The 13,128-nt window shown below is 72.5% G+C and carries 13 protein-coding genes; 6 read left to right on the forward strand and 7 right to left on the reverse strand.

The features are described from left to right. The 3 genes from ACIBTU_RS39300 to glgB all read left to right on the forward strand — a co-directional run. The coding region (locus ACIBTU_RS39300; protein WP_399131607.1) for an alpha-glucosidase C-terminal domain-containing protein at nt 1-178 on the forward strand (178 nt) is incomplete at its 5' end. A 110-nt stretch (nt 179-288) separates the two neighbouring features. Further along, the gene (locus ACIBTU_RS39305; protein ID WP_399131597.1) at nt 289-1,671 is read left to right on the forward strand and encodes a maltokinase; all 1,383 of its coding nucleotides are present in this window, start codon (nt 289-291) and stop codon (nt 1,669-1,671) included. A 197-nt stretch (nt 1,672-1,868) separates the two neighbouring features. Continuing rightward, nucleotides 1,869-4,064: a 1,4-alpha-glucan branching enzyme gene (gene glgB, locus ACIBTU_RS39310; protein ID WP_399131598.1), complete on the forward strand. Its 2,196-nt coding sequence runs from the start codon at nt 1,869-1,871 to the stop codon at nt 4,062-4,064. Here the strand turns inward: glgB and ACIBTU_RS39315 are convergent. The 3 genes from ACIBTU_RS39315 to ACIBTU_RS39325 form a co-directional block, all read right to left on the reverse strand. Then, nucleotides 4,061-6,289 carry a HelD family protein gene (locus ACIBTU_RS39315; RefSeq protein WP_399131599.1) on the reverse strand — a complete coding sequence of 743 codons (2,229 nt, stop codon included), beginning with the start codon at nt 6,287-6,289 and terminating at the stop codon, nt 4,061-4,063. The two genes, glgB and ACIBTU_RS39315, sit on opposite strands and share 4 nt — an antisense overlap. 150 nt (nt 6,290-6,439) lie before the next feature. Beyond that, nucleotides 6,440-6,760 carry a thioredoxin gene (gene trxA, locus ACIBTU_RS39320; RefSeq protein WP_384628733.1) on the reverse strand — a complete coding sequence of 107 codons (321 nt, stop codon included), beginning with the start codon at nt 6,758-6,760 and terminating at the stop codon, nt 6,440-6,442. A gap of 52 nt (nt 6,761-6,812) precedes the next feature. Next, complete coding sequence (locus tag ACIBTU_RS39325; RefSeq protein WP_399131600.1) at nt 6,813-7,223, reverse strand: MerR family transcriptional regulator; 411 nt, start codon at nt 7,221-7,223, stop codon at nt 6,813-6,815. 141 nt (nt 7,224-7,364) lie between these two features. On the opposite strand from ACIBTU_RS39325, the gene ACIBTU_RS39330 reads away from it, so the two are divergent. Next, on the forward strand, nt 7,365-8,126 hold the full coding sequence (locus tag ACIBTU_RS39330; RefSeq protein ID WP_399131608.1) for an MBL fold metallo-hydrolase: 762 nt from the start codon (nt 7,365-7,367) through the stop codon (nt 8,124-8,126). A 9-nt stretch (nt 8,127-8,135) separates the two neighbouring features. Here ACIBTU_RS39330 and ACIBTU_RS39335 read toward each other — a convergent pair whose 3' ends face one another. From ACIBTU_RS39335 to ACIBTU_RS39350, 4 genes are all read right to left on the reverse strand, one after another. After that, nucleotides 8,136-8,738 carry an exonuclease domain-containing protein gene (locus ACIBTU_RS39335; protein WP_399131601.1) on the reverse strand — a complete coding sequence of 201 codons (603 nt, stop codon included), beginning with the start codon at nt 8,736-8,738 and terminating at the stop codon, nt 8,136-8,138. Between the two features lie 42 nt (nt 8,739-8,780). Further along, the gene (locus ACIBTU_RS39340) at nt 8,781-9,167 is read right to left on the reverse strand and encodes a hypothetical protein (protein ID WP_399131602.1); all 387 of its coding nucleotides are present in this window, start codon (nt 9,165-9,167) and stop codon (nt 8,781-8,783) included. Nucleotides 9,168-9,238: 71 nt separating this feature from the next. Beyond that, a complete protein-coding gene (locus ACIBTU_RS39345; protein WP_399131603.1) occupies nt 9,239-9,802 on the reverse strand; it encodes a cysteine hydrolase family protein in 564 nt (187 codons plus the stop codon). Between the two features lie 105 nt (nt 9,803-9,907). Beyond that, nucleotides 9,908-11,611 carry an MFS transporter gene (locus ACIBTU_RS39350; protein WP_399131604.1) on the reverse strand — a complete coding sequence of 568 codons (1,704 nt, stop codon included), beginning with the start codon at nt 11,609-11,611 and terminating at the stop codon, nt 9,908-9,910. Between the two features lie 148 nt (nt 11,612-11,759). Between ACIBTU_RS39350 and ACIBTU_RS39355 the strand changes: the two genes are divergently transcribed. Next, on the forward strand, nt 11,760-12,377 hold the full coding sequence (locus tag ACIBTU_RS39355; protein ID WP_399131605.1) for a TetR/AcrR family transcriptional regulator: 618 nt from the start codon (nt 11,760-11,762) through the stop codon (nt 12,375-12,377). Between the two features lie 112 nt (nt 12,378-12,489). Beyond that, on the forward strand, nt 12,490-13,017 hold the full coding sequence (locus tag ACIBTU_RS39360; protein WP_399131606.1) for a VOC family protein: 528 nt from the start codon (nt 12,490-12,492) through the stop codon (nt 13,015-13,017). The last annotated feature ends 111 nt before the right edge of the window (nt 13,018-13,128 follow it).

Raw genomic sequence — 13,128 nt, forward strand, 5'->3', positions numbered from 1 at the left:
CCGCTTCGCCCAACCCACCGAGCTCGACCTCAGCCCCTACACCGGCCGCCACCCGGTCGAGCTGATCGGCGGCGTCCGCTTCCCCGCCGTCGGCGGACTCCCCTACCTCCTCACCCTCGCCGGACACGGCTTCTACTGGTTCCGTCTGCGCGCGGAAGGTGCCACCGCCCGCCACTGAACCCCGGTCGAACGCGCGTGCCCGGGACCCGTTTCCGGGTCCGGGCCCTGGGCACGCTCCCCCTATCGCGGAACGCTCGTCGCTCTCCCCCGGGGAAAGGACGCGACGCCATGTCGGAAGCCGCAGCCCGCAGCACCGCCCCCGCCGGCGGCGGGATCCCTCCCGGCCTGCCCGACTCCCTCGCCTCGCCGCTGCGCGCCTGGCTGCCCCGCCAGCGCTGGTTCGCGGGCAAGGGCCTGCCGGTCACCGGGATCGATCTCGACGCGGTGACCCCGCTGCTGCCGGGCGCCGCCCTGCTCCACGTCCTGCTCCGCGCGCACCAGCCGCCCGCCGATGAGGGGCCGGGTGAGCGCTACCAACTGCTCATCGGCGCGGACGCGAGCGTGCCGCCGTATCTCGCCCCGGCCGTCATCGGGCACGTCGACCGGGGCCCGCTCGCCGGGCTCACCGTGTACGACGCGCTCCAGGACCCGCGCCGCGCGGCCGTTCTGCTGGAACGTCTCCGTACCCCGGGCCCCCTCGGTGACCTGCGCTTCCACCGGGGCCCGCACGGCCGCGTCCCGCCCGGTCTCCCGGCCCGCCCACTGCGCGCCGAGCAGTCCAACTCCTCGGTCATATACGGCGACCGCCTCATCGCGAAGTTCTTCCGCCGCGTCCGCCCCGGCACCAATCCCGACCTGGAACTGCCCCTCGCGCTGGCCCGCGCGGGCTGCACCCGGGTCCCGGCGCCGGTCGCCTGGTTCGAGACGTACGAGAGCGAGGGCGCGGGCGAGCCGACCACCCTCGGCATCCTCCAGCCCTACGTGCGCGGCGCCACCGACGGCTGGGAACTCGCCCTGGACCGGCTCGCCTCCGGCACCGACTTCACCGCCGAGGCCCGTGAACTGGGCCGGGCCACCGCCGAGGTGCACACCGCCCTCGCCGGGAGCCTGCCCACGGTCACCCTGACCCGGCCCAGGACCGAGGAACTCGCCGCCGCGATGACCCGGCGCCTCGACGCGACCGCCCGCCAGGTCCCGGCGCTGCTGCCGTACGCGCCCGCGCTGCGCGGCGCCTTCGCGGACCTGGCCGCAAGCCCGGGCCCCGTCCGGCGGGCCCAGCGCGTCCACGGCGACCTGCACCTCGGCCAGTTCCTGCGTACTCAGTCCGGCGGCTGGCAGCTGATCGACTTCGAGGGCGAACCGTCCCGCCCGCTCGCCGAGCGCCGCATGCCGCACCCTCCGCACCGGGACATCGCGGGCATGCTCCGCTCCTTCGACTACGCGGCCCGCAGCCATCGCCCGTACGACCCGTCGTGGGCCCGAGCCTGCCGGGCGGCGTACTGCGAGGGCTACGCGGCGGCGACAGGCCGCGACCCCCGCGCGGACCCGCCCCTGCTCCGCGCCTACGAGACGGACAAGGCGATCTACGAATCCCTCTACGAGGCCCGCCACCGCCCCACCTGGCTGGAGGTCCCCCTGGCGGCCCTCTCGGAACTGGCGGCCGCCGACTAGCGGGGCCGTACCCGATCAGCGAGTCCGTCGGGGGGCGCGCCCATTGGCCCCTGGGGCGCACGAAGTGTGCCTTCAGGGGCGCGGGGCTGTGCCCGATCAGCGACTCCGTCGCGAGGCGCGACCAGCCACGACGAACCCGCACCCGGCAACGAGACCACACCCCTACGGCGAGATCCCACCCCCAGGAGGCCTCCCCCGTGACCCCCCGCCCGGCCCCCGTCCCGCCAGAAGACAGGCGGCGCCTCCTCGACGCCACCCACCACAACCCGCACTCCGTCCTCGGCGCCCACACATCCGGCCCGCGCACAGCCATCAGAACCTGGCACCCCTACGCCGAGTCCGTCACCGCCCACCTCCCCGAGAGCGACGACCCCGTCCCCCTGCACCCCGACGGCGACGGCTTCTTCACCGCCGAACTGGAGCTCGCCACACCCGAAGCCTCACCCGCCTACGAACTGGAGATCACCTACGCGGGCACGAGCATCCGCACCCCGGACCCGTACACCCTGCTCCCCTCCCTCGGCGAACTCGACCTGCACCTCATCGGTGAGGGCCGCCACGAGCAGCTCTGGAAGGCCCTGGGCGCCCACCCCATGCGCCACCAGAACATCACCGGCACCCGCTTCACGGTCTGGGCGCCGAACGCCCTCGGCGTCCGCGTGGCCGGAGACTTCAACCGGTGGGACGGCGCGGCCCACACGATGCGCTCCCTGGGCGGCACGGGCGTATGGGAGCTGTTCGTCCCCGGCATCGGCGAGGGCGAGCTCTACAAGTTCGAGATCACCCGCCCCGACGGCACCCGCACCCTGCGCGCCGACCCCCTGGCGACCCGTACCGAGGTCCCGCCCGCCACCGCGTCGATCGTGCACGCGAGCCACCACACCTGGCACGACGAGGAGTGGCTGCACGCCCGCGCGGACCGCCCCGCGCACGAGGCCCCGTTCTCCGTGTACGAGGTCCATCTCCCGTCCTGGCGGCCGGGCCTGACGTACCGCGACCTGGCGATCCAGCTCCCCGCGTACGTCTCCGACCTCGGCTTCACGCATGTCGAGCTGATGCCGGTCGCCGAGCACCCCTTCGGCGGCTCATGGGGCTACCAGGTCACCGGCTTCTACGCGCCGACGGCCCGCCTCGGCACCCCGGACGACTTCAAGCACCTGGTGGACGCCCTGCACCGGGCCGGCATCGGCGTGATCATGGACTGGGTCCCGGCGCACTTCCCGCGCGACAACTGGGCGCTGGCCGAGTTCGACGGCCGCCCCCTCTACGAGCCCGCCGACCCGCTCCGCGCCGCGCACCCCGACTGGGGAACCCTGGAGTTCGACTACGGCCGCCGGGAGGTCCGCAACTTCCTCGTGGCGAACGCCGTGTACTGGTGCGAGGAGTTCCACATCGACGGCCTGCGCGTGGACGCGGTCGCCTCGATGCTCTACCTCGACTACTCGCGTGAGGAGGGCGGCTGGACGCCGAACGAGCACGGCGGCCGCGAGAACCTGGACGCGGTCGCGTTCCTCCAGGAGATGAACGCGACGCTGTACCGCCGCGTGCCCGGGGTCGTCACGATCGCCGAGGAATCGACGGCCTGGGACGGCGTCACCCGCCCCACCCACCACACGGGCCCCACGGACTTCGGAGGTCTCGGCTTCGGCCTCAAATGGAACATGGGCTGGATGCACGACTCCCTCGGCTACGTCGCCCACGACCCGGTGCACCGCGCGCACCACCACCACGAGATGACGTTCTCGATGGTCTACGCGTACAGCGAGAACTACGTCCTGCCGATCTCGCACGACGAGGTCGTCCACGGCAAGCGTTCCCTCGTCTCGAAGATGCCCGGCGACTGGTGGCAGCAGCGCGCGACCCTCCGCGCCTACCTGGCCTTCATGTGGGCCCACCCGGGCAAGCAACTCCTGTTCATGGGCCAGGAGTTCGCGCAGGGCGCCGAATGGTCGGAGGCGCACGGCCCGGACTGGTGGCTGCTCGACCCGGCGTACGGCGCGGAGCGGGACCACCGGGGCGTACGGGACCTGGTCCGCGACCTGAACACCACGTACCGCGCGACCCCGGCTCTCTGGGAGCAGGACACCGCCCCGGCCGGCTTCTCCTGGGTCCTCGGCGACGCGGCGCAGGACAACGTCTTCGCGTTCCTCCGCCACGCCACCGACGGCGTCCCTCTCCTGTCGGTCTCGAACTTCTCCCCCGTGCTCCACCACGACTACGCCCTGCCGGTCCCCGCCGGCTCCTCCACCTGGCACGGCACCTGGCACGAGGTCCTCACCACGGACGCCCCGCAGTACGGAGGCACCGGAGCCGGCAACCCCGCCCCCCTGAAGGCGGACCCGTCCCTGAAACTGACCCTGCCCCCACTGGCGACGGTGTGGCTGACTCCCTAGGCCGTGACCTGGACCAGCGCGGCCGGCACGTCCCCGGCATGCAGCACGCCGAGCCGCTGCGTGGCCCGGGTGAGCGCCACGTACAGATCGCTGACCCCGAACGAGCCGGGCTCCACGACCAGCACGGAGTCGAACTCCAGCCCCTTGGCCTGCCGGGGGTCCAGCAGGACGACGTCGCGCGTCAGATCGGGTTCGCCGCCGACGACGACTCCGCCGATGTCCCGCCCGACCACCTCGTGGAGCGACCGGGGCGCGATCACCGCGAGCCGCCCCTCCTCGGGCCTGAGCTCCGCGACGGCCCGGGCGACCGCGCCGCCGAGTTCGTCGACCCGCCGCACCCAGGGCGCGACGCCGGTCGACCGCACCGAGGCCGGCGGCTCGTACCCCGGGATCTCGGCCCGCAGCACCCGCGCCGCGAGCTCCATGATCTCGGACGGCGTCCGGTAGTTGACCCCGAGGCGGGTGTGCTCGTACCGGTCCTCGACGTACGGCGCGAGGATCTCGGACCACGCCCCGACACCGGCCTCCTCGGAGGTCTGCGCCGGGTCGCCGACGAGCGTCATGGAGCGGGTGGGTGAGCGCCGCATGAGGAGCCGCCACGCCATCGGGCTGAGTTCCTGCGCCTCGTCGACGATGATGTGCCCGAACGCCCAGGTCCGGTCGGCGGCGGCCCGCTCCGCGGCGCTGCGGTGGTCCTCCTCCTCGTACCAGTCGGCGACCCGGTCGGCGTCGACGATGTCGTGCGCGGCGAGCACCTCCGACTCGTCCTCGTCCTCGAACTCGTAGGTCTCCGAGCCCTTCGACAGGTCGAGCACGCCCTGCGCGTACGCGATCCGCTCCTGCCGGGCGGCCTCGGCGGCGGCGCGCTCGGCGCTGTCGTCGTGCCCGAGGAGTTCCGCGGCCTCGTCGAGCAGCGGCACGTCGGCCGGGGTCCACGGCTGGTCCCCGTCGGCGGGGGCGCGCCGGATCGCGGCCGCGTCCTCGTCCGGGAGGTGCGTGGGCTCGGCGAGATAGTCGGCGAGGAAGCGCTGCGGCGTGAGCGGCGGCCACAGTTCCTCGATCGCCGCGTGCACGTCGGGGCTCGCGGCGACGGCCTTGCCGAGCTGGGCGATGTCGTCGGGGCCGAGGAAGTTCGGGCCGCCGTACGGGTCGGCGCCGATCCGCTCGGTGAGCTGTTCGGTGAGCGCGTCGATGACGCGGAACGCGAAGTGCGGGCGGGCCAGGTTGTGCGGCAGCTTGGTGTCGCGGGCCGCCTGCCGGGCCTCGTAGGCGATCTCCCAGTCGAGGATCAGGTCGCCGTCGTCGTGCGGGACGACGATCGGGGCGCCGGGCATGGGCAGTTCCTGCCGGTCGGCGACGGCGCGGGACAGTGCCTCGGCCATCGCGGCGGCGCCCTTGACGGCGGCGGCCCGGGGGCTGTCGGCGCCGGTGGCGTGGACGCCGGGGAACAGCTCCGCGACCGTGGACAGGAGCACGCCCGTCTCGCCGAGCGCGGGCAGCACCTCGGAGATGTACTTCAGGAACGCCGGGTTCGGGCCGACGATGAGGACGGCCCGCTTGGCGAGCAGTTCCCGGTGCTCGTAGAGCAGGTACGCGGCGCGGTGCAGCGCGACGGCGGTCTTGCCGGTGCCGGGGCCGCCCTCGACGACGAGCACGCCCTGGTGCGTGTGCCGGATGATCTCGTCCTGCTCGGCCTGGATGGTCTGCACGATGTCGCCCATGCGGCCGGTGCGGGCGCTGTTGAGCGCGGCGAGCAGCACGGCGTCGCCGGTCGGGTCCTCGTACCCGGTCCGCTCGGCGTCGTCGAGGTCGAGGATCTCGTCGTGCAGTTCGGTGACCGTACGGCCGTCGAGCGTGAGGTGCCGGCGACGTCGCAGACCCATCGGGGTGTGCCCGGTCGCGAGATAGAAAGGCCGGGCGACGGGGGCGCGCCAGTCGATCAGGATCGGGGTGTGTTCGGTGTCGTCGCGGCGAATTCCGATTCGTCCGATGTGGTGCGCCGCACCGTCCTTGAGATCGATACGGCCGAACGCGAGGGACCCTTCGACGGCATTCAGCGCGGCGAGCAGCCCGGACCGTTCCACGACCAGCAGGTCCCGCTCGAGACGGGCCTGCTGGCCCGTCCCGACCGGCGTGATCGCGTCCCGGACCGAGTCGGCGGCCTCGCCGCGCAGTTCGTCGACGCGCGCGTAGAGCGTGTCGACGAATTCCTGTTCCTTCTGCAATTCTTCCTGCGATGCGGCGGTTTCCCGGCTTGACAAAACGGCTCCCTGCCCGGTACGGTGTTGTTTATTGGCCCCCAGTGAGGGGCCTTTTCTGTGGGCACACAGAAACACCGAATATACCCCGGGCGGGGTAATTCCCCAAAGCCTCGTTCAGAGGGCCTCCGCCAATTCCTCGAGCAGCCGCCGCTTCGGCCGGGCGCCGACCCGTGACCACACCGGCTCGCCGTCCTTGAAGACCATCAGCGTCGGCATCGACAGCACCCCGTACTTCACCGCCGTGTCCGGATTGGCGTCGACGTCGATCGCCACGACGTCGAGCCGCTCGCGCTCCTCCTCGGCGACGGCCTTCAGTACGGGCGCCAGCTGCTTGCACGGACCGCACCACTCGGCGGTGAACTCCACCAGCACCGGTCGGCCGGCCTTGAGCACCTGCTCGTCGAAGTCCGCGTCGGTCACGTCCCGAAACGCCATCTCTGTCACTCCCCTGGTTCGGTCAGTTCTGGTTCGGTCAGTTCTGGTTCGGTCAGTTCTGGTCGATCAGTTCGCAGCGTGGGGCGGACTCCTCCGCGGCCAGCGCCTGCATGGCTTCCTCGGCGCGCGCCAGCTGCGCGCCGACCTTCTCGCGCACGGCGCCCAACTCGCCGATCAGCGCGTCGAGCTCGGTGAGCTTGGCCCGGTACACGGCGAGCGACGCCGGGCAGGAGTCGCCCTCCGGATGACCGGCGCGCAGGCACTCCACGAACGGCCGGGTCTCCTCCAGGTCGAACCCGAAGTCCTGCAGCGTGCGGATCTGGCGCAGCGCGCGCAGGTCCGCCTCGTCGTAGGTCCGGTACCCGTTGCCACCGCGCCGCGCGGGCAGCAGCCCGCGCGACTCGTAGTACCTGAGCGTCCGCGTGGTCGTACCGGCGCGGTCCGCGAGCTCTCCGATGCGCATGCCTCGACCGTAAACCTTGACGCCGGGGTCAAGGCCAGCGTCCACCGCCGCGGATCGTGTACGGAACACCGGAATACCCACGGACGTAAGGGAATTGGATCAGGAGACCGCACCACACACTGGAGGATTCACGTGACCGCGATCTCCGTCCGCTACGTCGGCGGACCCACGTCCGTCATCGAGACCGGCGGCCTGCGCCTGCTCACCGACCCCACGTTCGACGCCCCGGGCGAGTACCCGGTGGGCGCCCGCAGCCTGGTGAAGACAGCCGGCCCCGCCGTCGCCGCCGATGCCATAAGACCGGTGGACGCGGTGCTGCTGTCCCACGACCACCACCCCGACAACCTGGACAAGGCCGGCCGCGCCCTGCTCGCCGACGTCCCGCTCGTGCTCTCCACAGCGGCCGCCCACGAGCGGCTCGGCGCCGGCGTCACCGCCCTGCCGGTCTGGGAGCACGTGGAACTGCCGCGCCCCGGCGGCGGCACCCTGCGCGTGACGGCTGTGCCCGCGCTGCACGGCCCCGAGGGCAGCGAGCCGCTGGTCGGCGAAGTCACGGGCTTCGTCCTGTCCGGCGAGGGCCTGCCCACGGTGTACGTGTCGGGGGACAACGCCTCGCTGGACCGGGTCCGTGAGGTCGCCGCGCGCTTCCCGGCCGTCGATGTCGCCGTCCTGTTCGCGGGCGCGGCCCGCACCCCGCTCGTGCCGGACGCCCCGCTCACCCTCACCAGCGCGGACGCGGCGGAGGCGGCGCGGATCCTGGACGCCGGGCACGTGGTGCCGCTGCACTTCGAGCACTGGGGGCACTTCACGGAGGACGGGGCCGCGCTGACGTCGGCGTTCGCCGAGGCGGGCCTGAGCGAGCGTCTGCACCTGCTCAAGCCCGGGGAGACGTTCCAGCTCTGACCCGTCGGGTCACCGGCCGGAGGGCTCCTCGCGGGGGTCCTCCGGCCAGTCGCCACGCCCTGCCATGTGCAGGACCAGCGCCGCGATGTTCCACGCGTCGTCCTCGCCCCGGTGGTGCCGGCCCTCCAGCGGCAGCCCGGCCACGTCCAGCGCCTGCGCCATGCCGGGCCGTCTGCGCAGTCCGTGGCTTGCGGTGAAGACGGCCTTGGCGTTGATGTGCGTACGCCCGAAGGGATAGCCGGCTCCGGGGGCCGCGCACTGCCGTTCGAACTGCTTGCGGTCGTAGTCGCCCCAGCTCGCCCAGGTCCTGGCCCGTCCCGCGTGTTCCTCCCGCAGGATCCGGCAGGCCTCCGCGAAGGGGACCCCGCCCGCGACCTCGTCCTGGGTGAGCCCGGTGAGCTCGGTGCAGAACGCGCTGACGGTGGACCGCTCGGGCCGCACCAGGATCCCGTGCCGCGCGATCCGCTCCCCGTTCGCCAGGTCCACGACGGTCAGCCCGACCTCGATGATCTCGCTGACGGCTCCGGGCGGCGGCTGCCCGTCCCAGCAGGTGGCCTCGACGTCGACGACGTTGAGGAGATGTCGGTGGTGTTCCGGGGGCACGCTGGTCATGCGCGGCAGCGTACGGAGCGGTCCCGGGCCCCGGCGACCGGTTTACGGCCAGTCCACCAGTGCCAGGAACACCAGGTAGGCGACGACGACCATGGCGGGAGCGGCGACCGCGAGGCAGGTCCTGCGCGCCGAGAACCGTGCCGCGACCTCTTCCCGGTGCGGCAGCGCCCACGCGGCCGCCAGGAGCAGCACGGCCACGCCGACCAGGCAGAAGAAGACCGTGATCGCCTGGGAGAAGCTCGCGTCGAACCGATCCGACCGGACTTCCGTGCACGCGTCGCAGGCCATCGGCGCGAGCGCCGCGAAGCCGAACGCGCAGTATCCGGTGAGCAGGGTCACCACGCTGGAGAGCAGCGGGGCGAACCACCAGCCGCGGACCACCTCGGCGTGGGTGGTCAGCAGCAGCTCGGGGCTCCGTCCGTTCCTCATACCTCGAGGAAACCTCCGGACGGAGCGTCCCGCCTGAGCCCCCGTACTCAGCCGCTACTCAGCCGCGGGTCCTACTCCGCCGCCCCGAAGCTCACCTCCGCGGCCGCCACGGTCCCGCCGCGGCGCCCCGGCGCCTTCTGGAAGTCCCAGTACAGGTTGGTGTGCGCGATGACCAGCTCCGGGGCGGGCGCCCCGAACTGGGTGAGGTCCTCCGTCGTGTGCGCGTCGCCGACGAGCGTCACGTCGTAGCCGCGCACGAAGCCGCCGTGCAGCGTCGAGCGGATGCACGCGTCGCTCTGGGCGCCGCTCACGACGAGCCGCCCCACCCCGCGCTCGGCGAGCAGCGCCTCGAGCTCGGTGTCCTCGAAGGAGTCGCCGTACCGCTTGTGGACCAGCGGCTCGCCCTCGCGCCGGGGCAGCTCGGACACGTACTGCCACGCCTCGCTCCCCTCCTTCAGACCGCCGTCGTCGGAGTGCTGCACCCAGATCACGGGCACGTCCTCGGCGCGCGCCCGGTCGACGAGCGACGCGATGTTCGCGATGACCTCGTCGCGGCGGGGGGCGCCTTCGACGACCCCGTTCTGCACGTCGATCACGAGCAGAGCGGTGCCGGGCCTGTCGGGCAGAGTGGTCATGGTGCGAGCCTCCTGGTCGGTGGTCCTGGTCGGGCGTCCTGGTAGGTCGTTCTCCAACTCCCGCCACCCTAGGCCGCCCCACTGACAACGGCCCCGGGATCGTCCTCAGCCCTGACCGGCCGGCACCGGTTCGCCGGCCTCCGCCGCCTCGGCCGGCGCCGTGTCCGTCGGGTCCGCGCCGTCGGCGCTCCCCCGCCCCTTGCGCGGCAGCAACACGCCCACCAGCACGGTCCCGACGCCGAGGATCACGGCCCCGACAACGCTCGTGTGCGCCACCGCGTCCGAGAACGAGGAACCGACCGCGTCCGCCATCTGCCGGGCCCCGTCGGCCAGTTGTCCCGCCTGCGCCTTCAACTGCGCGGCCTGCTGCGGGTCACCGGCGGCGGCCGCCTGCCCGGCGAGCTTGTCGGCCTGCGCCCCGATCTGCCGCGCAACCGCGTACCCGGCGCCCACCGAGTCCTGTGCGGTGGCCAGTGCCTCTCCGGGCAGCTTCGTGCCGGACGTGGCGTCCGACAGGTGCGAGGAGTACGAGCCGGCGAGCACGGAGCCGAGGATCGCGATGCCGAGGGAGCCGCCGAGTTCGAGCGAGGTGTCGTTGACCGCTCCGCCCACGCCGAGCTCCGCCTCCGGGAACGCGCCCATGATCGCGTCGGTGCAGGGCGAGAGCGCGAGCCCGATGGCGAGCCCGAGGATCACGAGCGGCAGCACGAAGTCCCCGTACGAGGATCCCGCGTCGACCCGCGTCAGCAGGGCCAGCGCGGTGGTGCCGCCGACCATGCCCGCGGTGACGGTGATCTTCATGCCGATGCGCGGGGTGAGGTACCCGGTGAGCGCGGACCCGACGAACACGGCGCCGGCCAGCGGCAGCATCCGTACGCCGGTCTCCAGGGCGTCGTATCCGAGCACGAACTGCAGGTGCTGGGTCAGGTAGTAGAACGCGCCGAAGACGGCCAGGAAGAAGAGGGCGACGGCCAGGTTCGACCCGGCGAACCGGCGGTTCGCGAACCGGCGCACGTCCAGCACCGGGCGCGGGTGCCGCAGCTCCCACAGCACGAACGCGACGAGCGCGAGCCCGGCGACCACGGCCGCGCCGACGGCCTTCACGCCCCACCCGAAGTGCGGCCCCTCGATGATCATGTAGACGAGCGCGCCGACCCAGACCACGGACAGCAGGCCGCCGACGTAGTCGATCCGGTGCTGGTGGGCGGCCTTGGACGGCGGTACGAGGACGAGCGCGCCGACGATCGCGAGCACGGCGACCGGCACGTTGATCAGGAAGGTCGAGGCCCAGCCGTGGCCCCGCAGCAGCGCGCCCGCGACCAGGGGCCCGGCCGCGATGGCGAGCCCCGCGGTCGCGGTCCACAGCACGATGGCCTTGGCGCGCTCGGCCTTCGGGAACGTCGCGGCCAGCAGCGACAGCGTGGCCGGCATAATCATCGCGGCGCCGACGCCCATCACCGCGCGGGCGGCGATGACCCCGGCCCCACTGTCGACGAGCGACCCGGCGACCGCGCCGCCACCGAACACGACCAGGCCGAGGATCAGCGCCCCGCGCCGGCTGTACTTGTCGCCGATCGCGCCGAGCAGCAGCATCAGGGCCGCGTACGGCACGGTGTAGCCGTCGATGACCCATTGCAGATCGGCACTGGTCAGACCCAGGTCCTGGGTCATGTCGGGCGCCGCGACGGTCAGTGCCGTGTTGGCCATGACGATGATCAGCAGGCTCAGGCAGAGCACAAGAAGCGCCCACCAGCGGCGGGCGTACGGCCGGTCCATCGATTCGACCGGCTCGTTCAGGACGAGACGCATGGCGGGCAGACCTTCCCAGGAGCAGTAGTCACCTTGCACAGGGCATTGCACATCACTGTGCAATTACACACTGCTGTGCAATCTACGCCCTTGCACAGCCGTGTGCAAAACGATGGCGGACACCGCACCTCCCCAGGGCCCGTGCACAATGAACGGCGTGACTTCCGTACGAGCCGACGCCAACCGCCGCCGCATCCTCGACGTCGCGCTCGCCGAGCTGCTGCGCGACCCGGACGCCTCCATGGACCAGATCGCGCGCGCGGCCGGCGTGGTGCGCCGCACGGTGTACGGGCACTTCCCCAGCCGGGACGCGCTCGTCGGGGCACTGGTGGACGACGCGGCCCAGGCGGTCGCGGCCGCGCACCTCGCGGGCCGTGAGGGCATCGAGGACCCCGCCGAGGCGGTGGCCCGCTCGATCCTGGCGATCTGGCCGATCGCCGACCGCTACCGCCTGCTGGTCCACCTCGCCCAGCGCAGCGTCACGATGGAGGGCATCCGCGCCCGCCTCGCCCCGGTCCGCGAGGTGTGCACCCAGCTCATCGAACAGGCCGTGGAGAAGGGTGAGTTCGCCTCCCCACTCCCTGCCGCCGCGCTGGCGTACGTCCACGAGCAGGTCCTGTTCGGCCTGATGGAAGCGGTGAACGACGGCGCCCTCCCGGCGCAGGAGGCGGGCCGCGCGGCAGTGGTCGCCGTCCTCTCCTCGGCCGGCTACCCGGCGCGGGACGCGGAGCGCCTGGCGGACAGCGCGGCGACCCGCTCCCTCTAGGACCGGATCGGTCCTACATCGTCCCTATCGTCACTCTCCACAGGGACCGCACGGCCCACACGGACCGCAGGACCCCACCGGACCGCAAGGCCCGCTACGAGAGGACGACCCGATGTCCGAGCAGATCGCCGTCACACCTGAGGGCTACACCACCGTCGCGCCCTGGGTCGTCACCGACGACACGGGGGCGTTCCTGGACTTCGTCGCCCAGGCCTTCGCCGGCGAGGAACTCGCCCGGGTGGTCACGGAGGACGGCCTCGTCGGCCATGGCGAGATCCGGGTCGGCGACACCGTCGTCCTGGCCTTCGACCGGCGCGAGGAGTGGCCCGTCATGCCGAGCCTGCTCCGCGTCTTCGTCCCCGACGCGGACGCCGCCTTCTCCCAGGCCCTCGCGGCCGGCGCCGAGGTCGTGACCGCCCTGGTCAACGACGCCTTCGGCCAGCGCGGCGGCCGGATCAAGGACCCCTTCGGCAACATCTGGTGGGTGATGAGCCGCGTGGAGGAACTCGCGGAGAACGAGATGCGGGCCCGCCTTCAGCAGCCCGAGTACGCGGACGCGATGCGGGTCGCCCAGGAGACACTGGACGCGGAACTGAGCGGGCGGAGCGAAGGCCGCAGCAGCGCGCCGACCCGCAATTGACGCCACAGCGAAATTCCCCGTAAACGCAGAAAACCCCGGACCGTATCCCGGTCCGGGGTTTCCCTTTTATCCAAAATTTGTTCGGCGGCGTCCTACTCTCCCACAGGGTCC

The organism is Streptomyces sp. NPDC050145 (assembly GCF_044460245.1).
Taxonomy (GTDB): domain Bacteria; phylum Actinomycetota; class Actinomycetes; order Streptomycetales; family Streptomycetaceae; genus Streptomyces.

What these genes read in the sequence shown, in the direction of transcription:
- ACIBTU_RS39305 (WP_399131597.1), top strand. Translation starts at nt 289, where the DNA reads ATGTCGGAAGCCGCAGCCCGCAGCACCGCCCCCGCCGGCGGCGGGATC.
- ACIBTU_RS39325 (WP_399131600.1), bottom strand. Translation starts at nt 7,223, where the DNA reads ATGCGCATCGGAGAGCTCGCGGACCGCGCCGGTACGACCACGCGGACG.
- ACIBTU_RS39345 (WP_399131603.1), bottom strand. Translation starts at nt 9,802, where the DNA reads ATGACCACTCTGCCCGACAGGCCCGGCACCGCTCTGCTCGTGATCGAC.
- ACIBTU_RS39335 (WP_399131601.1), bottom strand. Translation starts at nt 8,738, where the DNA reads ATGACCAGCGTGCCCCCGGAACACCACCGACATCTCCTCAACGTCGTC.
- ACIBTU_RS39360 (WP_399131606.1), top strand. Translation starts at nt 12,490, where the DNA reads ATGTCCGAGCAGATCGCCGTCACACCTGAGGGCTACACCACCGTCGCG.
- ACIBTU_RS39340 (WP_399131602.1), bottom strand. Translation starts at nt 9,167, where the DNA reads ATGAGGAACGGACGGAGCCCCGAGCTGCTGCTGACCACCCACGCCGAG.
- trxA (WP_384628733.1), bottom strand. Translation starts at nt 6,760, where the DNA reads ATGGCGTTTCGGGACGTGACCGACGCGGACTTCGACGAGCAGGTGCTC.
- ACIBTU_RS39350 (WP_399131604.1), bottom strand. Translation starts at nt 11,611, where the DNA reads ATGCGTCTCGTCCTGAACGAGCCGGTCGAATCGATGGACCGGCCGTAC.
- ACIBTU_RS39355 (WP_399131605.1), top strand. Translation starts at nt 11,760, where the DNA reads ATGAACGGCGTGACTTCCGTACGAGCCGACGCCAACCGCCGCCGCATC.